The sequence below is a fragment of the Nocardia sp. NPDC057668 genome (assembly GCF_042799795.1).
Classification (GTDB): Bacteria; Actinomycetota; Actinomycetes; order Mycobacteriales; family Mycobacteriaceae; genus Nocardia.
In genome coordinates this window covers 1,931,106-1,956,257 of sequence record NZ_JBHVIC010000001.1, presented here as the reverse complement: position 1 = coordinate 1,956,257, position 25,152 = coordinate 1,931,106, and the positions used below count along the sequence as shown (strand labels likewise).

Here is a 25,152-nt window from a genome sequence, read left to right as displayed (position 1 = left end):
GAATAATCCCTCCATGCGCCGGTCCTCGCTCTGTCTGCTCGTCCTGATAGCCGCATTAGCCGCATTGGTGCCCGGGGTGGCAACGGCGGCCCCGGGCGGTGCGCCCGCGCTCGTGGACGTGCGTCCCCTCGGCGGCCGCCAATACGAGGCCACCGTCTACTCCGCCGCCATGGATCGCACAGTGCCGGTGTGGATTTCGCACGCCGGCGGCTCCGCGCCCGCGCTGTACCTGCTCAACGCCATCGACGGTGGCGAATCCGGCGGCCCGTGGACCAACCGCACCGACGCCGCGCAGTTTTTCGCGGACAAGCCGGTCACGGTGATCCAGCCCATCGGCGGGCGCGCCTCGCAGTACACCGACTGGGCGGTCGACGATCCGGCGCTGGGCCGCAACAAATGGTCGAGCTTCCTGCTCGACGAACTGCCCGCGGTGCTCGGCGACCGCTTCGGCCTCAACGGCCGCAACGCCATTGCCGGAATCTCCATGTCGGCCTCCGCCGCGCTGGCCCTGGCCCTGGCCGCCCCCGGTCACTATCAGGCGGTGGGCGCCTTCAGCGGCTGCCCGCGCACCAACGACCCCTTCGCCCGCGCGGTCGTGCGCTCCTCCCTGCGCCTGTTCGGCGCGAACCCGGACAACATGTGGTCACCCGACGATCCGGCCTGGGTCGCCAACGACGCGGTCGTCAACGCCGAACGCCTGCGCGGCACGGCCCTGTACATCTCGGCGGGCAACGGCGGTCCCGGCGTGCACGACACCCTCGCGGACCCGTCCATCGGGGGCGATGTGGCTCGCCTGACCGATCGCATGCTGGTCGGCGGCGCGATGGAGAGCGTGGTGCGCGACTGCACCCTCTCGCTCACCGGCCGCCTTGCCGCACTGGGCATTCCGGCCACCACCGTGTTCCGGGCAGGCACCCACGCCTGGCCGTACTGGCAGGACGACCTGCACGACTCCTGGCCGGTGTTCGCCGCCGCCCTGGGCGTGTGAGGTCCGCGCGCCGCAGAGCCAACGGACCCGCTGAACCCCGCACCCGCGCAGCCTGAATCAGCCCCGCACCGCCGCGGGCTTGCGCGGCGGCCGCGGCAGGAACTTCGACACCCGGTCGACCACATCCTGATACTCCGGCCGCCGCGCCAGCGAACGCTGCTCCATCATCGGAATGCTCGCGCCCAGGAACATGGCCAGCATGGCCAGCGCCCCGACGAACATCCACCACGCGTCCCGCGGCGCGGCGGCCACCCCGAACAGCGCCATGGCCGTCCAGAAACTCACCTCGCCGAAATAGTTCGGATGCCGAGACCAGCTCCACAGCCCCGAATCCATGGCCTGCCCCGGCGCGCGCCGCGCCACGAACCGGTGCATCTGGGTGTCGGCCACCAATTCCAGTGCCACCGCGGCCGTTCCGAGCGCGAAGGCCACCCACAGCAGCCAGGTCACGCTCGCACCGGGCCGGGTGACGGCCACGTACACCGGGATCATGCCCAGGAACACCTGGAAGGTCGGCACCAGGTGGATCGCCACCAGATCGGCCAGGAACCCGAATCGCCCCGCGCGTTCGCGCAGCATCGGATAGCGCCAATCCTCGTGATGCAGACCGGGAAACGCGTACACCCAGTTCCCGGTGAGCCGCACGGCCCACAGCATCATGACCGTCGCGATCAGCCAGCAGCGCAGCTGATCCACGCCCGGCCCGGCCTGACTCCACCAATACACCAGCAGCAGAGGCGGAATGACGCTCCAATACGCGTCATAGAAACTCGAATTGCGGTAGGCCCGGCTGAATCCGAACACCACCAGGGTCGCCAGGACGTCGGCGATCAGCCCGTCGAGCCACAGCCGGCCGGTATCGGGCCCCCACGCCAGCCATGCGCCGCCGACCGCCACCACGACGACATAGGCGAGGCCGACCAGCCCCAGCGACGCCGACTTGCTCCGGACCACCGATGAACCCGCGCTCGGGGACTCCACTGACCGCCACCTCCTACCGGCCGTACCTGCCGGCCTCGGCCCTGAGCTGGCGCGACGCCGGGTACGGCGGCCAAAAATGTAACACGTTTCACTGAACGGGGGACGGCTCGGCGAGATCCCGGCCCGGGAGGTGCGGCCGCGCCCCGCGACGACGCCGGGCATCGCCACCGTCTGCTCGGTGGCGCCCGGCCCGCCTACCGGATCGGCGGCATCGGGCTGCGGTGCCGCCGGTCGGGCGCGAAATACGCACCGCCCGAATCGATCTCGAGCGTCCCCGGGCCGGCGGTGAGCCCGCGGCGGTCAAGCCCGGTTGGCGTGGCTTTCCGGGGGCTGGGTGCGGGTGACCATCTGGCCCAGGCTCTCGGAGACATCGGCCAGCGAGGCGTTGATCTGTCCCTCCGCGTGGCTCGCGGTGCGCTGTTTCGAGGCGGTCTCGTTGTCGGCGGTGAGCCGGTAGACGGTCCGCTCGAGAATCGGCAGAATGCCGGTGATTTCCAGTGTGCCGGTGGCGAATCGGCTGATCAGCGCCAGCGCCATATTGGTCAGGATGATGGCCAGATCGTGAATGTACTCGGGGTCCAGGTCGCGCAGCGCGTCCACCGCGACCGGCATGACGGCGGCCAGGCCCTGTTGGTCCAGCCGCTGCCCGCCCGGTCCCGACCGCGCGTGGTGATACACCTCGAGCATCGTGGGATTGCGCTCCCACGGTTCGAACACGCAGCGCAGCACGCGGGTCAGCGCGTCACGCACGGATTCACCGGGCACGGGCAATTCGACCTCGGCATAGGCGTGTTCGGCCATCCACTGTTCGAGTGCGACCAGGATCAACTCGTCCCGGGTGGGGAACAACTTGTAGATCCGGGTCAGCGAGACGTGCGCCCGGCTCGCGACCGTGCGCAGGTGCACGCCGTTGTAGCCGTCGGCGGCCAGCAGTTCCAGCACCACCGCGAGGATTCGCGCCGTCACTTCCGACTCTTGCTCTCGTCCCACTCCCCAAGGGTAACGGCGTTACCGGGGTGTGGCCGACAGGCGCCGCGCTTCGCCGCCGCGGCGGCGGCGACCTGCTAGATTCCGCGCATGCGCCCGAAGACGAGTCCGGCCGGTCGCCGGCGCGCCCGGCTCCCGATCGCCGCGACCCTGGCCCTGCTGGCCGCCGGACTCGGCGCCGTGCCCGCGCCCGCGGCACGCGCCGACGCACCGGAAACGGTCTGGCTGTGCCGCCCCGGGCAGGCAGGCGACCCCTGCGGCGGGCGAGCGGACGCCCCCGTCGACTGTTTCTACGTGTACCCGACCATCTCGGCGCAGCTCACCGACAACGCCGATCTGACCCCCGGGCCCGAACAGCGGTTCATCGCGCAGCAGCAGGCCGCGCCCTTCGGCGCGGCGTGCAATGTCTGGGCGCCGGTCTATCGGCAGAGCACGCTGCGCGGCCTGCAGAACTCGCCCGGTCCGGCGCGCTCGGCGGCGCTCGACATCGCCTACGACAGCCTCGAGAGCGCGTGGCAGGACTACCTCGCGCACCACAACAACGGCCGCGGTGTCGTCCTGATCGGGCATTCGCAGGGTTCGACCATGCTGCGCGCCCTGATTCGCAACCGCATCGACGGACAGCCCGCGCAACGGCAGCTCGTCGCCGCGATCGTGCCGGGCAGCAACGTGCTGGTCCGCCGGGGCGCGCTGACCGGCGGCGATTTCGATTCCGTCCCCGGCTGCACCGAGCCCGGCCAATTCGGCTGTGTCATCGCCTATTCGGCCTTCGCGGAGACCCCGCCGCCCGGCACCCGCTACGGTGTCGTGCCCACCGAGGTCGGAACCTCCGGCACCCGTGGACGTTTCGTCTTCGGCCCCGACTACGAGGTGCTCTGCACCGACCCGTCGGCGCTGACCGGCCGCTCGGACCGCACCCTGCGCAGCGCGGTCGCGGGACGGGAAGTGCGGGCCTACACCGCGTCCTGCGCCACCGGCGACGGGCCGCACGTGCTCATGATCGGCGGCGGCGGACCCGGCACCGGCGCGCCCGCGGCGACCGCGTTGCCCACGGTGCCCAATCCCACCTGGGGCCTGCACCTGTGGGACGTGAATCTCGCGCAACCCGATCTCGTCGATATCGTCGCCGCGCAAACCCGCGCCTACCTGAACAACGAGGAATAGCGACATGTTCGACCGATTCCGTGGCCGGGCCGCGTCGCTCGCGCTCGCCTCCGCACTGCTGGCGAGCGGGACAACGGCCTTGGCCGCCACCGCCGCGGCCGCACCGGGCGGAAATATCCTGCTCGGCCCGAATACCGCGTGCGCGTGGGGATTCCAGGCCGGACCGGACAAGGTCAATATCGCCTACCCGGACACCGGCGCCACCTACTGGGGCTCGAACATGGCTGTCCCGCGGGGCGGATACATCGAGATCGGCGGACAGTTCCCGCACGCGCGCTACCTGTCCATGGCGACCTACAGCCGCACCTCGGCCTCGGTGGACGGGCTCAACGATCAGGCCATCGTTCCCGACGCCGGGTCGGTCAACCCGTTCCTGGACGGCGCGGACCGCACGGCCGGCAACCGCTCCTACACCGTCCGGCTGGTCGACGGCCGCGCACCGGAAACCGATCGCCCGGCGAACACGCTGTACACCACCAGCTCCGACGGCGCCCGATCCACGGCGCCGAACGGCGCGCTGTTCCTGATCCGGGTGTACCTGCCCGACACCGGCGCCGACCTCGCCGGCGGCGTGCCCCTGCCGACGGTGACCCTGGTCGAGGCCGACGGCAGGCGTAGCACGGTGCCCGCCTGCGAGCCCGCCGGATACGCCGCGCCGGCAACCGATCCCGGTACCGGAGCTGCCCTGATCGACACACCGGCGGTCGGGCTCTTCGGCACGAATCCGCCCGCCTGGTCCAAGTTCACCAACCTGCCCACCGCGATCGCGGGCCTGCTGTTCGGCAACGAGATCACCGGGGACACCGTGCTGCCCCGGGTGCAGGAGGTGACCGAACGCCTCGGCGCGGCGGGCGGTTTCTTCGACAATCCCGACAACAAGTACATCGCCACCACCATGGACACCGGACTGGGGGAGGTGCTGGTGCTGCGCGGCAAGGCGCCCACCGCGCCGCACACCCTGGCCGGCACCGCCCGCATGGGCGCGGGTCAGGTGCGGTACTGGTCGGTGTGCTCGAACAATCCGTGGTCGACTGCGGTCTATCAGTGCGTCTACGACGAGCAGATTCCCGTTGACGCGCAAGGCTTCTACACCATCGCCGTCTCCACCGGCCCGCACCGCCCGGCCAACGCCCGCACCGAATGCGGAATCGCCTGGCTGCCCGCGGGTACGCTGCCGCAGGCGGTACTGATGGTGCGCAATATGATGCCCGCGCCCGGCTTCACCGAATCGATTCAGAACCTGACCCGGGGGTCCGAGGCGGCGGGAATGGGCCCGTACTACCCCGGCGGCGAGTACTACCGGACGGTCGCGGATTTCGAAGCGACCGGCTGCCAAGGCAATTAGCGCCGTTTCACTCGGATGAATACCGCCTGACCAGCGTTTTGGCATGCACGAGGGCCACTGCCGGGCGGTATGCTCTCGCAAGACATTTCGAGTACCCATTCTTCGGGCGTGGAATCCCACAGCCTGATTTTTTCTTCGGGGCCGCAACTTCTCACGGGGTTGCGGCCCTGTCGCATTTGTGACTTCGGCGTGCTGCCGACATCGAATTCACCGAATCGATAATGAAATCCTGTCCGGTAAGCCGGTTTTGGGGTGTTTCATGGCTCCGAGCGGGTGAAAGATACCGCTAGTATTCGCATCGGCTGAAATACCCCCATTCTTTGCCCGGCCGATTTCCATCCGGCCATCCGCCAGCACGGGCGAATCGGTTCCAGCTCTCTCGCCCTGCTCGACGCACAGTTCTGCCGGACAGGAGACGATGGTGAGGACCGTTCGGAACGACAGCACGGCGCTCGCGATCGCGGCCGATCGCGGCGGAATCGACCGCGAAAACCGCCGGGGGCGTGCGGATTCGCCCGATCGCGGCGACCATCGAATGGTGACCAACCGGGTACTGGCCGTCTGCGCCTGCCTCTCGGTGGGCGTTCTGGTGTGGCACGTATTCGCGCTGCCGCTGGGCAATCCGTACTACGGGCTGTTCAATTGCGACCTCGATATGCAGGTCTACCGTGCGGGCGGACAGGCGCTGCTGGAACGGAACCCGCTGTACCGGGGACCGGTGGTGTGGGAGATGGAATTCACCTACACGCCGTTCGCCGCGATCACCTTCGTCCCGCTCGCCCTGTTCGGGCTGACCGCGACCAAGGTGATCTGGTGGCTGGCCATCATGGCCGCGCTGATCGCGCTGGTCGCCCGGTGCCTGCTGGTACTGCGGTTCGAGCGGACGCCACGCACGTGGCTGTTCGCCACGCTGCTCGCGCTGCTGTGCACCGCGCTGGAACCGGTGCGATCCACCATCTGGCTCGGTCAGATCAACGTGTTCCTGGTGCTGCTGATCGTGTGGGATCTGACCCGTCCGGCCTCGGCCCGCACTCGCGGCATGGGCGTCGGCATCGCGGCCGGCATCAAACTCACACCCGCGTTCTTCCTGGTGTATCTCGCCTGCACCCGGCAGTGGCGCGCATTCGGCGTCGCCGTCGCGACCTTCGCCGGCACCATCGGCGTCGGATTCCTGGTCCGCCCGCGGGATTCCTGGACCTACTGGGGCGCGCAGGTGGCCACGTCCGGCCGCGTCGGCTCGGTCGATTCGCCCGGCAACCAGTCGATCAACGGCTTTGTCGCACAGCTGCTCCGGTTTCTGGACGCGCAGAGCTTCATCTCCACCGCACCCGGCTGGGCCGTGTACACCCCGCCGACGTGGCTGTGGCTCGCCGCGGCCACCCCGGTCATCGTGCTCGGTCTCGCGGCCGCGGTCGTGGCGCACCGCACCGGCCGCACCCTGCTGGCGGTCACCCTGACCGGCATGACCTCGGCCTGCGCGTCCCCGTTCTCCTGGGGGCACCACTGGGTGTGGTTCGTGCCCCTGCTCGTGCTCGCCCTGCACCACGGACTCACCACCCGGGAACGACGGCGGTGGGCGCCCACCGCCGTCGTGCTGGCCCTGAGCCTGTGCTGGTGGTGGAACTATCCCGACCGGCCGCCGCTGGCGGAGTCGCCGCACCCGATCGGCATCGGGCTGTTCATGTTGCCGCGCGACGACATTCCGGACTGGTGGTCCTATCTCGCGGTGCCGTTCTACTCCGGCTGTTACCCGCTGCTGTGCGTCATGGCCGCGGTGTACGTCCTGCTGCGCCGCGACCGCGACGCGGCCGAGCCGGACTCCAACCACTCACGCACATTTCCTCGATCGGAGTCGTAGGTGACGCTGTCCATCTCGCCTGATGTCGAAGTGGAACCCGCCCTGCCGCCCATTCCCGTCGTCATCGAGCCGATCGACCGGCTCGTGCGCGCACCGCTACCGGATCCGGGTCCGGCCCCGTCCCGGCCCTGGCAGCCGGGCGTCCTGCTGGGCGCGGGAATCGCGCTGACCGCGGTGCTTTTCGCCGCGGGGGCGTGGCAGCGTCGCTGGATCGCCGACGACGGCCTGATCGTGCTGCGCACCGTGCGCAATCTGCTCGCGGGCCACGGCCCGGTCTTCAACATGAACGAGCGCGTGGAGACCAACACCAGCGCGGCGTGGACGTACGTGGTGTGGTTCTTCAGCTGGCTGACCGGACTGCGGCTCGAATACGTCGTACTGGGCATCTCGCTCACCCTGTCGGTCGCGGCGATCGTCATCGCCATGCTCGGTGCGGCCCGGCTCTGGGGCGGAACGACGTCCGCGCTGCTGGCGCCGGCGGGGGCGATCGTCTACATCGCGCTGCCCCCGGCCCGCGACTACGCCAGCTCGGGCCTCGAGAGCTGTCTGGTGCTGTTCTGGCTGGCCGTGCTGTGGTGGTCCATGCTGCGCTGGTCGCAGACCGACACGGTGCGACCGGCGGCGTTCTTCGCCACGGTGTTCTGGGCCGGACTGGCTCCGCTCATCCGGCCGGAACTGGCCATGGTCGGCGGGCTGGCGCTGCTGACGCTGTTCTGCGCACCGGTGCCGCGGACCCGGTTGCGGCCGTGGCGTTTCCGCGCGGCGACGGTGGCGGTGGCCGGGGCGGTTCCGGTCGGCTATCAGATCTGGCGCATGGGTTACTACGGACTGCCCTACCCGAACACGGCCGTGGCCAAGGAGGCCAGCGGTGCGAAATGGGAACAGGGTCTGATCTATCTGGGCGATCTGGCCGTGCCGTACTGGCTGTGGCTGCCGCTGGTCCTGCTCGCCGGCTGGGCGGCCGTGCTGCGGTGGCGGCGGCGCGCGCCGCACGTTGCGGGCACCGAGGCGTCCGTACCCACCGACCGTACTGCGTTGTCGCGCGCCAGGATCGACGAGTTCAGCCGTCGCCTGCACAGTCCCGCCGCCGTCGTCGTCCTCCTGGTCGGCAGCGGAATCCTGTTGACCGTCTACGAGACTCGCGTCGGCGGTGACTTCATGCACGGGCGCATGCTGCTGCCCCAGCTGTTCTGCCTGCTGCTGCCGGTCATGGTGCTGCCGCTGCGACCGGTGGCGACCGCGGCCGTGCGCCGCCGCGCGGACTGGACAGCGACGGCCGCGCTCGTCGCGCTCTCGGCCATCATCGGCTGGGCGCTGTTCGCGGCCAACACCACCGCGATCACCTCCGGCACCGAGATCCGCGCCACCGGCATCGTGGACGAGCGCATCTACTACGTCCTGCTCAGCGGCCACGACCACCCCATCCGGGCCGAGGACTACCTGGACTTCCCGCGCATGCGGCCGCTGATCAACGACCTCGCCGAGACGCCGAACGGCGGGCTGGCGATCAACCTGCCCGACCAGACCTATTGGTACGTCATCCCGCCGCCGGAGCCCGTCCCCGCCGGCGGCACCGGCCACACGGTGTACTTCCTGAACCTCGGCATGTCGAGCATGAACGTGCCCCTGGACGTGCGCGTCATCGATCCGGTCGGATTGGCGTATCCGGTTGCGGCGCACAGTGACCGGCTCACCGACGGCCGGATCGGGCACGACAAGAACCTGGACGCCAGCTGGGCGGTGGCCGATACCGGGGTGGTGGCCCTGCACCCGTGGATGGCCGCGCACATCCGGGTCCTGCACGTCGAGCAGGCGCGACAGGCGCTGTCCTGCCCGCAGACCCAGGACCTGCTGGCCTCGTCCCGCGCGCCGCTGACCTTCACGCGGTTCCGGAACAATCTGCGCCAGGCCTTCGGCTTCGCGAGCACCCGCATCGAGCGGATCGCGAAATACGATCTGCAACGCTGCGATCTGCCCGAACCCCCGTTCCCGGGGCCGTACTACCCCAACTGACGGTCGTGACCGCGGTGCGATCACGCACCGCGGTCACGGAATAGCAAGGGCGCGAACGCCAATCAGGGTCCCGCCGCGATCCGCCCCGGCCCGGGTTCGGGCGCCGGTGGCGGCGGCGGGGTGGTGTAGAAGTAGATCGCGCCGCCGCCCGCGCCCAGCGCCGCCCCGGCCGCGCCGCCGATGATGCCGCCGGTCAGGGCCCCGCCGCCGCAGCCGACGATCGCGCCGACCGGGATGAGCACGACGCCGAGCCCGCCGAGTCCGATGATCGCCGTGCCCAGCACCGTGGACAGGCCGCCGAGGATCGCGCCGATCCCGCCGCCCAGCAGACAGCCGCCGACCGCGCCGGTGGTCGTGCCGACCAGCAGGCCGATGCCCGCGCCCGCGGCCAGTTCGCCGTTGAGCCGGTCCTGGGCCGCGCCCTGATCGACCGGACCGGTCACCGGCCGGTAGAACGCCTGGGCCACATCCAGACTCGGGGTGATGACGGCCGTGCCGCCGTCGATCTTCACCGAGATCGGGAACAGGAAGTCCGCGAGCCGGAAGCTCAGCGGCAGGGTGGAGAGCACTCGGCCGTCGCCGCTCAGAATCACCAGGTGATTGCCGTCCATGGCGAAGGTGCCGTCGTCGATCGCCACCTCGAGGCTCGACGCCGTCCGGTGCACGTGGAACGGCGTGGCGGGCAGCACCGGCTCGGCGCCGCCCGTGCCGCTCGCCAGGAGCGGGAACACCAGTGCCGGGACGAACAGAAGCGGTACGTGGCGCAGCTTCATTCGAACTCTCCTGATCGGTGCGCAAACCGTTGATCCGGGTAGTCGAAAACGCGTTCGTTGCCAGGGCCCCGCAAGGCCCTAGCAGACAGTACTCGCTGCGGTGCCGCGCCGGAAGGCCGTGCTCAGCGCACCTGCGGGGCGACCTTCGTGCCCAGCAGGTCGATGGTGTGCAGCACCTTCTCGTGCGCCAGCGTGCCCACGCTCGCGTGCAGCATGAAGCGGTCCAGTTCGAGGGTGTCGCGCACGTCCGCGATCTTGGCCGCCACCTGGTCCGGGGTGCCCACGAACAGCGACCCGCCGGGCGAGCGCAGGGCGTCGAACTGCTGCGGGGTCATCGGGCCCCAGCCGCGCTCGCGGCCGATGCCGCTCATGGCCCGCGCGTACGGCTTGTAGAAGTCCGCGACGGCCTGTTCCTCGGTGTCGGCGACGTAGCCGTGCGCGTGCACGGCCACCGGCTGCCGGTCGTGCCCGCCCTGCTCCAGCGCGCGGTGGTAGAGATCCACCAGCGGCTTGAACCGGGCCGGCTGCCCGCCGATGATGGCGATGGCCAGCGGCAGGCCCAGCAGGCCCGCGCGGATCACCGATTCCGGGCTGCCGCCCACCGCGATCCAGACCGGCAGCGGCCGATCCTCGGTGCGGGGGTAGACGACGGCGTTGTCCAGCGGCGCGCGGAACTTCCCGGACCAGGTGACCGGGCCCTCCTCGCGGATTTTCAGCAGCAGGGCCAGCTTCTCGTCGAAGAGTTCGTCGTAGTCGGCCAGGTCGTAGCCGAAGAGCGGGAACGATTCGGTGAACGAGCCGCGCCCGGCCATGAGCTCGGCCCGGCCGCGGGACAGTCCGTCGAGCGTCGCGAAATCCTGGTACACCCGTACCGGATCGTCGGAGCTCAGCACGGTGACCGCGCTGGTGAGCTGGATCCGCTCGGTGCGCGCGGCGATGGCCGCCAGCACCATGGCGGGGGAGGAGGCCGCGAAATCCTCGCGGTGATGCTCGCCCACGCCGTAGACGTCCAGCCCGGCCTGTTCGGTGGCCACGGCCTCGTCGACGACCTGGCGCAGCCGCTCGCCGGCGGTCGGCACCGGTCCGTCGCCGCCGACGGGATGAGTCTCGGCGAATGTCGTCAAACCCAGTTCCATGGCAAGCCGCCCTTCCATCATTGTTTCCAAGTCAACCGAAAGCTTAAACGGACTGCGGTCCGGAAATGTTCCCGGCTGGCCTCCGCCGCGAAGCCCCCGCGCGGTCCGGATACTCTTGATCCCATGTCAGTGCGCACCCGCAAACCCCTCGTTCCCGGCACCCAATCACCCATTCGCGAGGTGCCGAAATCCATCGAGCGGCCCGAGTACGTCTGGAAGAAGACGGCCAAGGAGGGCAACGAGCCCTGGGTGCAGACCCCCGAGACGATCGAGGCCATGCGGGTCGCGAGCAAGCTCGCCGCGCAGGCCCTGGAAGAGGCCGGCAAGGCCGTCGCCCCCGGCGTCACCACCGACGAGCTCGACCGCATCGTGCACGAGTACCTCATCGACAACGGCGCGTACCCGTCGACGCTGGGCTACAAGGGTTTTCCCAAATCCTGCTGCACCTCGCTGAACGAGGTCATCTGCCACGGCATTCCGGACTCCACCGTCATCGAGGACGGTGACATCGTGAACATCGATGTCACCGCGTTCATCGGCGGCGTGCACGGCGACACCAACAAGACCTACCTCGCCGGTGACGTCGACGAGGAGGTGCGACTGCTGGTCGAGCGCACCGAGGAGGCCACCGCGCGCGCCATCAAGGCCGTCAAGCCGGGCCGCGCGCTCAATGTCATCGGCCGCGTGATCGAGGCCTACGCGAACCGCTTCGACTACGGCGTGGTGCGCGACTTCACCGGCCACGGCGTCGGGCCGACCTTCCACAGCGGCCTGGTGATCCTGCACTACGACCAGCCCGCCGTGGAATCGGTCATCGAACCGGGCATGACCTTCACCATCGAGCCCATGATCAACCTCGGCGGCATCGACTACGAGATCTGGCCCGACGGCTGGACCGTGGTCACCAAGGATCGCAAGTGGACGGCTCAGTTCGAGCACACCCTGGTCGTCACCGACACCGGCTCGGAGATCCTGACCCTGCCGTGAGCGGTTCCTACCTTCGTGCCACCGGGGGTCCCCGGCGGGTGCGTGGCGCCGATTTCTCCCGGTCGTCGCTCGAACGCGAACCGCTTCCCCGGGTACTCGTCGTCCGGGCCGGTGGCTCGGCGCCGATGTGCGGTGTGCGCGCGGAGCGCGACCGGTGAAGGGCGCCCTGCTCATCGCGGGCACCACCTCGGACGCGGGCAAAAGCGTTGTGGTGGCGGGGCTTTGCCGGTTGCTCGCGCGCCGGGGCGTGCGGGTCGCGCCGTTCAAGGCGCAGAACATGTCCAACAACTCCGTCGTCACCCTGGACGGCGGAGAGATCGGGCGTGCGCAGGCCCTGCAGGCGCGCGCCGCCGGGCTCGAACCGAGCGTGCGGTTCAATCCCATCCTGCTCAAACCGGGCAGTGACCGGCGCTCGCAGCTGGTGGTGCGTGGGCGGGCCATCGATACCGTCGGGGCCAAGGACTACTTCCGGCATCGCACCGAGCTGCGCGCGATCGTCGCGGAGGAATTGGCCGGTCTGCGGGCCGAATTCGACGTGGTGATCTGCGAGGGCGCGGGCTCACCCGCCGAGATCAACCTGCGGGCAACGGATCTGGCGAACATGGGCCTGGCCCGCGCGGCCGATCTGCCGGTGCTGGTGGTCGGCGACATCGACCGCGGCGGCGTGCTCGCGCACCTGTTCGGCACCGTCGCGGTGCTGGAACCCGAAGACCAGCAACTCATCTCGGGCTTCGTCATCAACAAGTTCCGCGGCGACGTCGATCTGCTGCGCCCCGGCATCGACCAGCTCGCGGCCCTGACCGGCCGCCCCACCCTCGGCGTCATCCCCTTCGCCGAGGATCTCTGGATCGACGCCGAGGACTCCCTGGGCACCGTCGCCGACGCCCCCGTCGGCCGCTCGCTGCCCCCGCGCGGCGCGGACTGGCTGACGGTGGCCGCTGTCCGCCTGCCCCGCATCTCCAACTCCACCGACGTCGAGGCCCTGGCGTGTGAGCCCGGCGTCGCGGTGCGCTGGGTCACCGACCCCTCCCGCCTGGCCGGCGCGGACCTGGTGATCCTGCCCGGCAGCAAGGCCACGGTCTCGGACCTGGACTGGCTGCGCCGCACCGGAATAGCCGACGCGCTCCTCGCCCGCGCCGCCGCGGGCGGCCCCATCCTCGGCGTCTGCGGCGGCTACCAGATGCTCGGCCGCACCATCATCGACACCGTCGAGTCCGGCGCGGGCACGGTGCCCGGCCTCGGCCTGCTCGACCTCGAGATCGAGTTCGCCGACCCGAAGGTGCTGCGCCGGGCCGCCGGCCACCTCGCGGACGGGCCCGGTCTCGCGCGCGGCGCGGATCGGGTCTACTCGCCCGAGGCCGACGACGCGATTCCGGGCTTCGTTGCGCCGGACGCGATATCGAACACAGCCGTCGCGGCCGCGATCTCCGACACAGCTCGGGGCTCGGCGGCTGTGGCCCCGGGCACGTCGGCGTCCGGCCCCGCGCCCGTCGCCGGGAGCGGCCCGACGGGCGCGAGCGGGATCGTTCCGGCATCGGCAGCTCCTGCCGGCCCCGCGGGGCCGGCAGCGGTCGAAAAGGCAATCCCCGTGCGGGGCTATGAGATTCACCACGGGCGCGTCCGCTCCAACGGCGACGCGCCGTGGCTGGTGCTCGAGGGGGAGCCCGAAGGCAGTGTGCGCGGGGCGATCTGGGGTACGCACCTGCACGGCGCGCTGGAGTCGGACGACTTCCGCAGGGCGTGGCTGCGGGAGGTGGCCGCTCGCGCCGGTCGGCGGGGTTTCGTTGTCGCCGAGGACGTTTCGGTGGCCGCGGTGCGCGAGGCGCAGCTGGACCTGCTCGCCGACCTCCTCGAGAAGCACCTCGACCTGGACGCCCTCGAAAGGCTCATCGCGGCGGGCGCGCCCGCCGGCCTGCCGACGCTGACGGTGCGCGCGAGCCCCTGACGCGGCGGCGGTGACGACCATCACGAGAATCCGCGCGACAGGCGTCCGGGAGTTTCGCGCGCCGTGTAGCGTCTTCGAAATGGAATCTCGGCGGATCACGGTCGGTGATCGCGAGTGGGGCGTACGGGTCGGAGGCAACGACTCCCGGCATCACGTCGTACTACTACCCGATGCGGGCGATCCGGCCGACGTATACGACGGGGTCTGCGATCGACTGCAGACCTCCGACCTGCGCACCATCGTCATCGAGCCCGCGCCCGGGCTCGACACCAAGACGGTCTTCGCGCTGCTCGACGAGCTGAAGGTGCCCTGGGCCAACCTGGTCGGCTGCGGCACCGGCGCGGACCTCGCCTGGCAGCTCGCCGCGCGCGGCTTCGGGCGTTTCATGAGCCTCATCGCCGCGGGCAGCGGACACCCGGCCGCCCCCGGCGTCGACGGTGAGATCGCCGACGCGACCTGCCCGCCGGTGGAGATCCCCACCACGCTGCTGGCCACCAAGCGCCTGCCGGCCCCCGTGGCCGAGGGCTCGGGCAGGCACGTCTACGGCGAATTCCGGCTCGTGCCGGTCGATGTCGCGGACGTGGCCGCCGAAGCGGGCCACGAGCTCGCCACCGAGATCGTGCTACGCACCAGCTTCTGGTGAGGTCGGCAACCACCTGAGCCACGAATCCAGTTCGTCGAACGCCCGCGTGCGCGGGCGTTCGGCCGACAGGAACACGTCGTGGCGCGCACCCTCGATCGGCACGATGTTCGTGCGCGTGCCCAGGCAGCCCGACCAGCGCTGAATCTGCCGCACGTCGAGCACCACGTCGGCCACGTCGGCGGCCGGGCCGTACTTGCTCATGAACCTGGTCACCTTGGACCGCAGGATCAGCGCGGGCACACCGATGTCCAGGCCCTGGTGCAGGCGCGCGTGCCCGCGGCGCACGGCCCGCAGCCAGCCCGCGTGGACCGGGAATCCGGCGAGCGGCTTCCAGTCCAGGTTGTAGTCCCACTCACCGGACTTGGTGTGGTGCAGGCTTTCTCCGTACGTGGAGATCGAACCCAGCGGCAGTTTGGCCAGCCCGCTCAGCCGCCCGATCGTGTTGATCAGCGGCGTGCCCAGCGAGCGGTAGTACGACGGGCCCTGCAGGTCGAACCACGGGCTGTTCAGCACCAGCCCGGTCACGCCCTCGGCGCGCGTGCGGCCCGCCGCGTGCAGGCGATGCATCCACAGCGACAGCACCAGCCCGCCGGTCGAATGTCCCATCATGAGCACGGGCAGGCCGGTCTGCTCGCGAATGACGCGCAGCGACCGATCGAGTTCCACGTCGTACAGCGACAGGTCGCTGACGTAGTGCGGCGTCTGCCCGGGTCGCCGGGACCGACCGCATTTGCGCAGGTCCAGTGCGTAGAAGGCGTATCCCTGGGCCGACATGTGCTCGGCCAGGTGCTCCTGGAAGAAGTAGTCGGTGAATCCGTGCACGAACAGCACCGCCTGGGTCGCGACGGGCGCGTCGGCGGGGGTGTACCGGACCAGCGTGGCGATCGCTTCGCCTTCGCCGTCCGGATCGATACCCATGGGTATCGTCAATTGCTGATAGGCGTCTCCGAGGACATCGGGTTGCCAGGTACCCGGGGCCTTGGACGGCGCGGATGAGACGGCTGCAGATGACGTATCGGAGGTCACATATCCAAGGTAGCCGCCCGGCCGCCCAGTGAGAACCGGAGGTATCTCTCACATTCGGGGTTTTCGTTGCGGGATTTGTTCGTGTCCAGGGGCACAATTGGCCGTAGGTGAACGACGGGTAACCTAGCTGCCGCTGGATTGCCCTAAACAGACAAGGAAGTCGACAAAGCCGTGTCGAACGCTGCGAAGATCGAAAAGACCGATGTAGTACTCATCGGCGCCGGCATCATGAGCGCCACGCTCGGCGCGTTGCTGCGCCAGGTGCAGCCGAACTGGTCGATCTCCGTCTTCGAACGGCTGGACTCCGCCGCCGGCGAGTCCAGCGACCCGTGGAACAACGCGGGCACCGGCCACTCGGCCCTGTGCGAACTGAACTACACGCCGCAGAACGCCGACGGCTCGGTGGACATCACCAAGGCCATCGACATCAACGAGCGTTTCCAGGTGTCGCGCCAGTTCTGGTCGTACTCGGTGGAGAACGGCGTGCTCGGCAATCCGTCGAACTTCATCAACCCCATTCCGCACGTGAGCTTCACGCACGGACCGGACGGCGTCGAATACCTGCGCAAGCGCCACGCGGCGCTGTCGCGGCATCCGCTGTTCGAAGGCATGGAGTTCATCGACGACGCCGAGGAGTTCAAGCGGCGACTACCGCTGATGTCCAAGGGCCGTGACTTCTCCGACCCGGTGGCGCTGAACTGGACCGACTCCGGCACCGATATCGATTTCGGTGAGCTGACCAAGGAACTGCTGGCCTACCTCGGCACGTCGGGGGCGAACATCGCCTTCGGTCACGAGGTGCGCAACCTGTCCAAGCAGTCCGACGGCTCCTGGTACGTGAAGGTCCGCAATCTGCGCACCGGCAAGACCCGCGTCATCAACGCGAAGTTCGTCTTCGTGGGCGCGGGCGGCGGCGCGCTGCCGCTGCTGCAGAAGGCGGGCATCAAGGAGATCTCCGGTTTCGGCGGCTTCCCCGTGTCGGGTCTGTTCCTGCGCGCCACCAACAGAGCCCTGGTCACCCAGCACGAGGCCAAGGTGTACGGCCAGGCGTCGGTCGGTGCGCCGCCGATGTCGGTGCCGCACTTGGACACTCGCGTCATCAACGGTGAGCGCGGCCTGCTCTTCGGCCCGTACGCCGGCTGGACGCCCAAGTTCCTCAAGGACGGCAAGCTCACCGACCTGTTCAAGTCGGTCAAGCCCAACAACCTGTTCTCCATGCTGGGCGTAGGCGTCACCGAGATGGGCCTGGTCAACTACCTGGTCGGCGAGCTGCTCAAGTCGCAGGCCGGTCGCGTCGGCGCGATGGAGGAGTTCATCCCGCGCGCCAACGGCCAGGACTGGGAGCTGATCATCGCCGGTCAGCGCGTGCAGGTCATCCGCCGCAAGGGTGCGGGCGGCGTGCTCGAGCTGGGCACCGCGGTGGTTGCGGCCGAGGACGGCACCATCGCCGGTCTGCTCGGCGCCTCGCCGGGCGCCTCGACCTGTGTGAGCGCCATGCTCGACGTCATGCGCAAGTGCTTCCCGGGCGAATTCGCTTCGTGGGAGCCGAAACTCGCGGAAATGGTGCCTTCGCTCGGAGTCAAGCTCTCGGAGAACCAGGCCCTGTTCAACGAGGTGTGGGACTGGTCCAACAAGGCCCTGCTCCTCGAGGGGATCAACACGCCGAAGCACGTAGGGGTTCCCTCGCACGCATAGGTGTGATAGCAAGACTCGATGATGTCAACGGTTGCTTTGAAACGGTCGTGGGCCCAGGACCTGGATACCGAGACCCTCTACAAGCTGTTGAAACTTCGCGTAGAAGTTTTCGTCGTCGAGCAGAAGTGCGCCTACCCGGAATTGGACGGGCTCGACCTGGGTGTCGAGACCCGTCATTTCTGGCTCGACGACGAAGGTGACGTGATCTGCACCCTCCGCCTGCTGGAGGAGCACGACAACGGCGTGAAGTCCTTCCGCATCGGGCGACTGTGCACCGCGCCGTCCGCGCGCGGCCACGGCTACACCACCCGGGTCCTGCAGGCCGCGCTGGCCGAGGCGGGGTCGGCGACCGTTCGCCTCAACGCCCAGACCTACCTGGTCGATATGTACACCAAGCACGGTTTCAAGCGCGACGGCGAGGAGTACATCGACGACGGCATCCCGCACATCCCCATGCGCAAGGGTTGATGCGAACCGGATCCGCCGAGTATGGCCCGCAACCGAATGTGGTTGCGGGCCATTGTTTTCGGTGCGGGACTCCGGACGGCCGCGCAGGTGGTGCGGCGAACGGCGCTGTCGGCTGCCCGTATCGGCGACAGCGTCCGAATCGGTGCCGCTCGGGGGTGGTCGAGCTGCCCCCGCCGGCGGTCGAGCGTGGTTCACCGCACGGGATTCCGGAGGTGGCTCGGTGCGCGGCGGGGAGGCCGACGCCGACCGCCGCGGCGCCGCGCCTAGAGTTGGGGCGTGTCCGTTTCCTCTGTGGCTTATTCGGAATCCAAGCGCGCGGCCTCCGGTGACGAGGTCGGGTTCCCGTTCTCCGCTGTCGTCGGGCAGGAACGGTTGCAGCTGGCGCTGACGCTGTGCGCGGTACATCCCGGTATCGGCGGTGTGCTGGTGCGCGGGGAGAAGGGCACCGCGAAGTCGACGGTGGTGCGCGCGCTGGCGCAGCTGCTGCCCCCGGTGGTGGACGAGCGCGGTGCGCGCCCGGCGCGACTGGTGGAGTTGCCGGTCGGCGCGACCGAGGACCGCGTGGTCGGCTCGCTGGATCTCGAGCGGGTATTGCGCGACGGCGAACAGGCGTTCAAACCCGGTCTGCTGGCCGCGGCCCATCACGGCGTGCTCTACGTCGACGAGGTGAACCTGCTGCACGACCACCTGGTGGACGTGCTGCTGGACGCCGCCGCCATGGGCCGGGTGCACATCGAGCGCGACGGCGTCTCGCATTCGCATCCCGCGCGCTTCGTGCTCGTGGGCACCATGAATCCCGAAGAGGGCGAACTGCGCCCGCAGCTGCTGGACCGGTTCGGGCTCACCGTGGACGTGGTCGCCTCCCGCGACGTCGATGTGCGCATGGCCGTGGTGCGCCGCCGCCTGGACTTCGAGGCCGATCCCGCCGGTTTCGCCGATCTGTACGCGGCGGCCGATCGCGAGGTCGCCGACCGGATCCTCACCGCCCGCGACCGGGTCGGCGCGGTCGAGCTCGACAACGTGGAGCTGCGCCGGATCGCCGCGCTGTGCGCCGCTTTCGACGTGGACGGTATGCGCGCCGACCTGGTCGTCGCGCGCACCGCCACCGCGCACGCCGCCTGGCGCGGCAGCCTCGTGGTGACCGAGGACGACGTGCGCGTGGCCGCGGAACTCGCACTGCCGCACCGGCGTCGGCGTGATCCGTTCGACGAGCCGGGCATCAGCGAGGAACAACTCGATCAGGCCATGGAACAGGCCGCCGAACAGGCCGCGCGCGCACAGGACGGCGGTGCGGACGACCTGGGAAAAGGTGAAGCGGTCCCGCGCGACGGTGCGGGACCGCAGGATCCAACCGCTTCGAACGACCCGGACGATGATCCGGACGGCGGGCCGGATTCGCCCGGCGGCGGCCGCGACGACTCGGAGTCGGGCAACGCACAGGGAGACGTACCGGCCGCCGACCACCGCGACGCGGATGCGCCCGGGGGCGCGGACGATCCCCGGCCGGAGAACTCTTCCGGCACACCGGAATCCGGTCGGGACACCGCCGGCGGAGACCCGTCGGGCAAGCCCGCGCGGGAGGGTCGCACCGGGCTGCCCGGGCACACCGCGGCCAAGCCGCCGCGCTGGGAGGTTCCCGGCGTCGGCGAAGGCGCGCCCGGCCGCCGGTCCCGCGCCCGCACCCGGCAGGGCCGCGTCGTGCGCGCCACCCCTGAGACCGGCACCGGTCTGCACCTGCTCGGCACCGTCTTCGCCGCCGCACCGCATCAGCGGTCGCGCGGCCGCCTGAGCGGCCCCCTGGAGTTCGCGCCGAGCGATCTGCGCGGCGCGTATCGCGAAGGGCGAGAAGGCAATCTGGTCGTCTTCGTGGTCGACGCCTCGGGCTCGATGGCCGCCCGCGACCGCCTCTCCGCGGTCACCGGTGCGGTGGTGGCGCTGCTGCGCGACGCCTATCAGCGCCGCGACAAGGTCGCCGTGATCACCGTGCGCGGCGCGGACGCGGAGCTGGTGCTGCCGCCCACCTCCTCGGTCGACATCGCGGTCCGCCGCCTGGCCGATATGCGCACCGGCGGCAAAACCCCACTCGCACAGGGCCTGCTGAAGGCCCGCGAGGTGATCGCCCGCGAACAGGTCCGCGACCCGCACCGCCGCCCGATGCTGGTGCTGCTCACCGACGGCCGCGCCACCGGCGGCACGGACCCGGTCCCGCGCGCCCGCGCCGCGGCCCGCCTGCTTGCCGCCCGGTCGGTGACCGCCATGGTCGTGGACTGCGAACGCGGCATGATCCGCCTCGGCCTGGCCCGCGACCTCGCCGCCGACCTCCGCGCGGGCTACCTGGCCCTGGGCGAGCTGACCGGCGAGGCGGTGGCTGGGATCGTCCGCGCCGGTTCCCGCGCGGCCTGAACGGGAATGGGTTCGCGCCGGTCATCTGCGTCGGCGACGTCGCGAGAACGGTTCGTCATCTCCATCTGTTCGGCGGGCATTGTCCGCGCCGAGCCCGCGGTCCGAACCCGATCGGTACCTCGCGCTCGATGAGAGCACCTGCGAGGTGTCGCGCGGCGGGTCGGCCGGGTTCCGCGTCGCCCGAGGCGAATCGAGGCGAGTGGACCCGGGTGGACCAAGTCGCCCCGGCGGATCTGGGGCACGGCGGCGAAAAATCGTGGCGGGGAGGGAACTCGAACGGGGTCGCGTGCGTAGTACCGGGTATGGGGATATTTCGTCGTAACAGGTCCAGGCGGAACAAGCGGCTCGCGGACGGGGCCGATTTCGCGGGGGAGGCGGCGGGCGCGCTCGTCGAGGCCGCGCCGGGAATGCTCGCGGTGGCCGGGCGGGCGATCGGGCGGATCGTGTCCGGAATCGTGCACGCGTTGACCTGAGCGCGGCGGGGACTGGCGGGTATGGCACGGTGAGGGGGCGCACAGGGTCACGCGACCGTGTGGTGAGAGGAGTCCGGATCCATGCCCCAGGGTGTTCCGCTGCCGGAGAGCATTCCCGACGACGGCCTGACCACGCGGCAGCGGCGCAATCTGCCGGTGCTCGCGGTGCACACCGGGCCCGGCAAGGGGAAGTCGACCGCGGCGTTCGGCATGGCGCTGCGGGCCTGGAACCAGGGTTTCGACGTCGCGGTCTTCCAGTTCGTCAAGAGCGCCAAATGGAAGGTGGGGGAGGAAGCGGCTTTCCGCACCCTCGGCACACTGCACGAGCAGACCGGCGCGGGCGGGGCCGTGGAATGGCACAAGATGGGCGAGGGCTGGTCCTGGACCCGTAAGCAGGGCTCGGACGACGACCACGCGGCCGCCGCGCTCGCCGGCTGGCAGGAGATCGCGCGCCGCATCGCCGCCGAGCAGCATCGCTTCTACGTGCTCGACGAATTCACCTACCCGCTCAAATGGGGCTGGGTCGACGTCGACGAGGTCGTCAAGACGCTCAGCGAGCGGCCCGGCAATCAGCACGTGGTGATCACCGGCCGCGACGCCCCGCCCGCCCTGCTCGAGGTCGCCGATCTGGTCACCGAGATGACGAAGGTCAAGCACCCCATGGATTCCGGCCGCAAGGGCCAGCGGGGCATCGAATGGTGAGTGTGCCCGCGGTGGTGATCGCCGCCCCCGCGTCGGGGAGCGGAAAGACCACCGTCGCAACGGGATTGATCGGCGCGCTGCGGCGCGCCGGGCATCGGGTCGCGCCGTTCAAGGTCGGGCCGGACTACATCGATCCCGGGTATCACGGCCTGGCCGCCGGGCGGCCGGGCCGCAATCTCGATCCGGTGCTGTGCGGGGCCGAGCGGATGGCGCCGCTGTACCGGCACGGCAGCGCGGGCTGCGACATCGCCGTGGTCGAGGGCGTCATGGGCCTGTTCGACGGCCGGATCGACGAGAACAACGCCGAACCCATCGCCGAGGGCTCCACCGCCCAGATCGCCGCCATGCTGGGCGCGCCGGTGATCCTGGTCGTGGACGCGCGCGGGCACAGTCAGAGCCTGGCCGCGCTGCTGCACGGTTTCGCCACCTACGACAGCGGGATCCGGCTCGGTGGCGTCATTCTCAACCGGGTCGGCAGCGAACGCCACGAACAGGTCCTGCGCGCCGCCTGCGATCGGGTCGGCCTGCCGGTGCTCGGCGCGCTTCCCCGCCTGGCCGAATTGGCCGTGCCTTCCCGGCATCTGGGCCTGATCACCGCCGCCGAACACGGTTCTGCCGCACAGTCGGCGGTGGACGCCATGAGCGATCTGGTGGCGGCCCACGTGGATCTGGCCGCGGTGGTGGCACTGGCCACCGCCGACGCCGCCGGGACCACGTGGGATCCGGTCGCCGAACTGCGCGCGGCGGCGTCTCCCCGGTCCGGTTCGGCCGCAGCGTCGTTCGGGTCCGGCTCCGCCGCAGCGTCGTTCGGGACCGGATCCGCCGCGGCGTCGTTCGGGTCCGGCTCCGCCGCGGCGTCGTTCGCGTCCGGCCCCGCCGCGGCGCGATCCGACGCGCCGGCGGCCGAATCCACCTCCGCTCGCGGGGGCAGCGCCGATCCCACCCCGCTCGCGGCCGCGCCCGTGATCGCCGTGGCGGGCGGCGCCGCCTTCACCTTCGGCTACGCCGAGCACCGCGAGCTCCTGGAAGCCGCGGGCGCGCGCGTGGTCGTCTTCGATCCCGCGTTCGACGAGTTGCCCACCGGCACGGCGGGATTGGTCATCCCCGGCGGCTTCCCCGAGGAACACGCCGCCGCCCTGGCCGCCAACGTCCCGCTGCTGACCAGCATCGCCGAGCAGGCCCGGAACGGCCTCCCGATCCACGCCGAATGCGCGGGCCTGCTCTACCTCGCCCGCTCCCTCGACGGCCACCGCATGGCGGGCGTGATCGACGCCGACGCCGAGTTCGGCCCCCGCCTGACCCTCGGCTACCGCGATGCCGTGGCCCTCACCGACTCGGTCCTGTTCCCGGCGGGCGCCCGCGTCCGCGGCCACGAGTTCCACCGCACCAGACTCACCACCCCCGCCACGGCTCCCGCCGCCTGGGCGTGGCGCGCGCCCACCGGCGGCACGGTCCGCGAAGGCGCGACCCTCGCCAACGTCCACGCCTCCTACCTCCACACCCACCCCGCCGGAAATCCCGGCTCGATCGCCCGCTTCGTCACGGCCGCAGCAGAATACGCGCGGTCCTATGTTGCAGCCTGAACTGGCCATCGGCATCGGCATGCGCCGCGGTGCGACCGCCGAATCGATCGTGGCGGCGGTCCGGGATGTCGCGGCGGACGCCCGCATCGCCTGCCTGGCCACCATCGACCGCCGCGCCGCCGAACCCGGCCTGACAGCGGCGGCGAAACAACTGGGCGTCCGCGTCATCGCGTACACCCCGGCCCAGTTGACGGAGGTGGCCGTTCCCAACCCCTCCGATCGCACCGCCCTGGCCCTGGGCACCGCCAGCGTCTGCGAAGCGGCCGCCCTGCTGGCCGCCCGCTCCGGGGAACTCCGCATCCACAAACGCAAGGTCGCCGGAATCACGGTGGCCGCGGCCGTTATTCGCCGCGCCGTTCCCTGATCACCGCCGGCTGATCGGCGACCGGCGTCGCGGTCGGCACGCCATACTGACGCGATGGTGAACCGGTGGGTGGGTGTCACGATCGATTGCGTGGACGTCGAGCGGGTGGCGGGGTTCTGGAGCGCACTGCTCGACAGGGCGCCCGGGCCGTCGGAGCCAGGGTGGGTCTATCTGGGGCAGGCGGGGGATGCGCAGCCGCGGTTGGTATTTCAACCGGTGACCGAGCCGCGCCGAGGGAAGGTGCGGCTGCATCTCGACATCGCCGTCGACGACATCGAGGCGGGGGTGGCCCAGGTGATCGCGCTCGGGGGGAGTGCCACCGGGGAGCGGCACGAGCATCCGGGCGGGGTGGTCGTGGTGCTGGCGGACCCCGAGGGGCACCAGTTCTGTCTGGTCGAATACCGCTGAGAACGAGCGACCGCCGCACCCCCGGCAGGTTGGGTTGGAGGGTGCGGCGGTCCGGCGAATCACCCTGTGTGGGAGAGCGATTCGCGGTCGGGGTGGATCAGGGGGCCACCGAGCCCCAGTCGGCGAAGCCGGTGGGATCGTGCCGGCCCAGCGAGCCGTGTTCGAACAGGCCCCAGCCCTGGTCGCCGTTGCAGCGGGCCTTGCCGACGTGGTCGATGACGCCGAAGGGCACGCGGCCCGCGATGGCGGGATCGGTCAGGTCGTAGCTCTGGCTCTGCGCGAAGTCGCGGCCCTTCCACTGGCCGTGCACCCAGTCGGGATCGCCGCCGTACCCGCAGCCCACGTGCAGGGCGATGTTGGTGCCCGCCTCGACCTCCACCTCGAGCGGCTTGCCGTCGGGGGTCATGAGCTCGAGCCGCAGCGCGGTCGGGATGCGGGTGCCGGACCTGTAGGTCAGATGCACACGCGGCCAGCCCAATTGCTCGATGCGCCCGTCGTGCCAGATACGGGTCGCGTCGTTGAGCGTGCGGAAGCCGTTGGGCTCCTCCTGCACGATCACGATGATCGAGTAGTCGTCGAACCGCAGCGGCACGTAGAGCCACCAGAAGCCCTCGGACGGCTCCGCGGCCACGCGCCCCGCCGGATCGGCGTCGCCGACCGGGCGAATGCCCCAGGAGCGGTCGCGGGTGCCGACCCACGCGCCCGGATCGATCGCGAAGTCGGTGTTGTCCACGTGCAGTGTGCCGGACCAGGTTCCGACCTGCGCGAAGCGCTGCGCGTCGATCATCGCCTTGTTCATGCCGGTGATGATGGTGTGCGGTTCCTCCTGCACGACCGGATGCGAACCCTCCCAGGTCATGTCGAAGGACAGGTCCTCGTGCTCGCACACGACCCGCAGCTTGTGCAGCGGTTCGATGACCTCGATGCGGTAGCCGCCCACGGCCAGGTCCAGCCCGCGCTGGTCCAGCGCGTCGGAGAACCGCACCGTGTGCTGGGCGTTCCCGCGCCGCACGGTGGCGAACGCGTCCTTGACGCCCAGGTTCGGGTACACGCCGAACCCGGTGATGAGCATGAGGTCGCCGGTGGTGTCGATGGCGTTGTAGTAGCTGCGGTCGTAGAAGTTCTTGTCGCTGGAGGCCACCCGCGCCATGGGCTGCGGCGTCTGGTGGATGGGGTACTCGTCCAGCGGGCCGATCGTGGGTCGCATATC

The 25,152-nt window shown here is 70.3% G+C and carries 22 protein-coding genes; 16 read left to right on the top strand and 6 right to left on the bottom strand.

What is annotated here, in order from left to right; translation table 11 throughout:
- The first annotated feature begins 13 nt into the window (after positions 1 to 13).
- Complete coding sequence (locus ACFVBH_RS09025) at positions 14 to 988, top strand: alpha/beta hydrolase family protein (RefSeq protein WP_354989984.1); 975 nt, start codon at positions 14 to 16, stop codon at positions 986 to 988.
- Between the two features lie 57 nt (positions 989 to 1,045).
- Here ACFVBH_RS09025 and ACFVBH_RS09020 read toward each other — a convergent pair whose 3' ends face one another.
- Together ACFVBH_RS09020 and ACFVBH_RS09015 are read right to left on the bottom strand one after the other, a co-directional pair.
- Positions 1,046 to 1,942, bottom strand: coding sequence for a DUF1295 domain-containing protein (locus tag ACFVBH_RS09020; RefSeq protein ID WP_379001664.1), 897 nt, complete (start codon positions 1,940 to 1,942; stop codon positions 1,046 to 1,048).
- A 327-nt stretch (positions 1,943 to 2,269) separates the two neighbouring features.
- On the bottom strand, positions 2,270 to 2,959 hold the full coding sequence (locus ACFVBH_RS09015; RefSeq protein ID WP_379000973.1) for a TetR family transcriptional regulator: 690 nt from the start codon (positions 2,957 to 2,959) through the stop codon (positions 2,270 to 2,272).
- Positions 2,960 to 3,046: 87 nt separating this feature from the next.
- Between ACFVBH_RS09015 and ACFVBH_RS09010 the strand changes: the two genes are divergently transcribed.
- From ACFVBH_RS09010 to zomB, 4 genes are all read left to right on the top strand, one after another.
- Positions 3,047 to 4,120: a DUF3089 domain-containing protein gene (locus tag ACFVBH_RS09010; protein WP_379000972.1), complete on the top strand. Its 1,074-nt coding sequence runs from the start codon at positions 3,047 to 3,049 to the stop codon at positions 4,118 to 4,120.
- Positions 4,121 to 4,124: 4 nt separating this feature from the next.
- Positions 4,125 to 5,465: a hypothetical protein gene (locus ACFVBH_RS09005; RefSeq protein WP_379000971.1), complete on the top strand. Its 1,341-nt coding sequence runs from the start codon at positions 4,125 to 4,127 to the stop codon at positions 5,463 to 5,465.
- 421 nt (positions 5,466 to 5,886) lie between these two features.
- Complete coding sequence (locus ACFVBH_RS09000) at positions 5,887 to 7,323, top strand: glycosyltransferase 87 family protein (RefSeq protein WP_379000970.1); 1,437 nt, start codon at positions 5,887 to 5,889, stop codon at positions 7,321 to 7,323.
- Positions 7,324 to 7,407: 84 nt separating this feature from the next.
- Entirely contained in the window at positions 7,408 to 9,336 is a 1,929-nt protein-coding gene (gene zomB, locus ACFVBH_RS08995) for a flagellar motor control protein ZomB (RefSeq protein WP_379001662.1), read from the top strand.
- Between the two features lie 62 nt (positions 9,337 to 9,398).
- Here the strand turns inward: zomB and ACFVBH_RS08990 are convergent, their stop codons facing one another.
- Complete coding sequence (locus ACFVBH_RS08990; RefSeq protein WP_354988980.1) at positions 9,399 to 10,109, bottom strand: hypothetical protein; 711 nt, start codon at positions 10,107 to 10,109, stop codon at positions 9,399 to 9,401.
- A 122-nt stretch (positions 10,110 to 10,231) separates the two neighbouring features.
- Positions 10,232 to 11,245, bottom strand: a complete 1,014-nt coding sequence (locus ACFVBH_RS08985) for an LLM class flavin-dependent oxidoreductase (RefSeq protein ID WP_354988984.1) — start codon at positions 11,243 to 11,245, stop codon at positions 10,232 to 10,234.
- A 123-nt stretch (positions 11,246 to 11,368) separates the two neighbouring features.
- On the opposite strand from ACFVBH_RS08985, the gene map reads away from it, so the two are divergent.
- The 3 genes from map to ACFVBH_RS08970 all read left to right on the top strand — a co-directional run bounded on the left by map (position 11,369) and on the right by ACFVBH_RS08970 (position 14,820).
- Entirely contained in the window at positions 11,369 to 12,232 is an 864-nt protein-coding gene (gene map, locus ACFVBH_RS08980; RefSeq protein WP_354988979.1) for a type I methionyl aminopeptidase, read from the top strand.
- Between the two features lie 154 nt (positions 12,233 to 12,386).
- Entirely contained in the window at positions 12,387 to 14,177 is a 1,791-nt protein-coding gene (locus tag ACFVBH_RS08975; RefSeq protein ID WP_379000969.1) for a cobyric acid synthase, read from the top strand.
- Between the two features lie 79 nt (positions 14,178 to 14,256).
- Positions 14,257 to 14,820, top strand: coding sequence for an alpha/beta hydrolase (locus ACFVBH_RS08970; protein ID WP_354988978.1), 564 nt, complete (start codon positions 14,257 to 14,259; stop codon positions 14,818 to 14,820).
- On the opposite strand, the gene ACFVBH_RS08965 is transcribed toward ACFVBH_RS08970, so the two are convergent.
- On the bottom strand, positions 14,800 to 15,738 hold the full coding sequence (locus ACFVBH_RS08965; protein ID WP_379001660.1) for an alpha/beta hydrolase: 939 nt from the start codon (positions 15,736 to 15,738) through the stop codon (positions 14,800 to 14,802). The two genes, ACFVBH_RS08970 and ACFVBH_RS08965, sit on opposite strands and share 21 nt — an antisense overlap.
- A 279-nt stretch (positions 15,739 to 16,017) precedes the next feature.
- On the opposite strand from ACFVBH_RS08965, the gene mqo reads away from it, so the two are divergent.
- From mqo to ACFVBH_RS08925, 8 genes are all read left to right on the top strand, one after another.
- Complete coding sequence (gene mqo, locus ACFVBH_RS08960) at positions 16,018 to 17,541, top strand: malate dehydrogenase (quinone) (RefSeq protein WP_379000968.1); 1,524 nt, start codon at positions 16,018 to 16,020, stop codon at positions 17,539 to 17,541.
- Between the two features lie 18 nt (positions 17,542 to 17,559).
- Positions 17,560 to 18,009 carry a GNAT family N-acetyltransferase gene (locus tag ACFVBH_RS08955; RefSeq protein WP_354988976.1) on the top strand — a complete coding sequence of 150 codons (450 nt, stop codon included), beginning with the start codon at positions 17,560 to 17,562 and terminating at the stop codon, positions 18,007 to 18,009.
- Positions 18,010 to 18,285: 276 nt separating this feature from the next.
- A complete protein-coding gene (locus ACFVBH_RS08950) occupies positions 18,286 to 20,412 on the top strand; it encodes a magnesium chelatase subunit D family protein (RefSeq protein WP_379000967.1) in 2,127 nt (708 codons plus the stop codon).
- Between the two features lie 302 nt (positions 20,413 to 20,714).
- Positions 20,715 to 20,885: a hypothetical protein gene (locus ACFVBH_RS08945; RefSeq protein ID WP_379000966.1), complete on the top strand. Its 171-nt coding sequence runs from the start codon at positions 20,715 to 20,717 to the stop codon at positions 20,883 to 20,885.
- 81 nt (positions 20,886 to 20,966) lie between these two features.
- Complete coding sequence (cobO, locus tag ACFVBH_RS08940) at positions 20,967 to 21,587, top strand: cob(I)yrinic acid a,c-diamide adenosyltransferase (RefSeq protein WP_379000965.1); 621 nt, start codon at positions 20,967 to 20,969, stop codon at positions 21,585 to 21,587.
- A complete protein-coding gene (locus ACFVBH_RS08935) occupies positions 21,581 to 23,170 on the top strand; it encodes a cobyrinate a,c-diamide synthase (protein ID WP_379000964.1) in 1,590 nt (529 codons plus the stop codon). The genes cobO and ACFVBH_RS08935 overlap by 7 nt, the downstream gene beginning before the upstream one ends.
- On the top strand, positions 23,157 to 23,534 hold the full coding sequence (locus ACFVBH_RS08930) for a cobalamin biosynthesis protein (RefSeq protein ID WP_379000963.1): 378 nt from the start codon (positions 23,157 to 23,159) through the stop codon (positions 23,532 to 23,534). The genes ACFVBH_RS08935 and ACFVBH_RS08930 overlap by 14 nt, the downstream gene beginning before the upstream one ends.
- A gap of 54 nt (positions 23,535 to 23,588) precedes the next feature.
- Complete coding sequence (locus tag ACFVBH_RS08925; RefSeq protein ID WP_379000961.1) at positions 23,589 to 23,942, top strand: VOC family protein; 354 nt, start codon at positions 23,589 to 23,591, stop codon at positions 23,940 to 23,942.
- A gap of 97 nt (positions 23,943 to 24,039) precedes the next feature.
- Here the strand turns inward: ACFVBH_RS08925 and ACFVBH_RS08920 are convergent, their stop codons facing one another.
- Positions 24,040 to 25,149: a hypothetical protein gene (locus tag ACFVBH_RS08920; RefSeq protein WP_379000960.1), complete on the bottom strand. Its 1,110-nt coding sequence runs from the start codon at positions 25,147 to 25,149 to the stop codon at positions 24,040 to 24,042.
- Positions 25,150 to 25,152 lie beyond the last annotated feature (3 nt).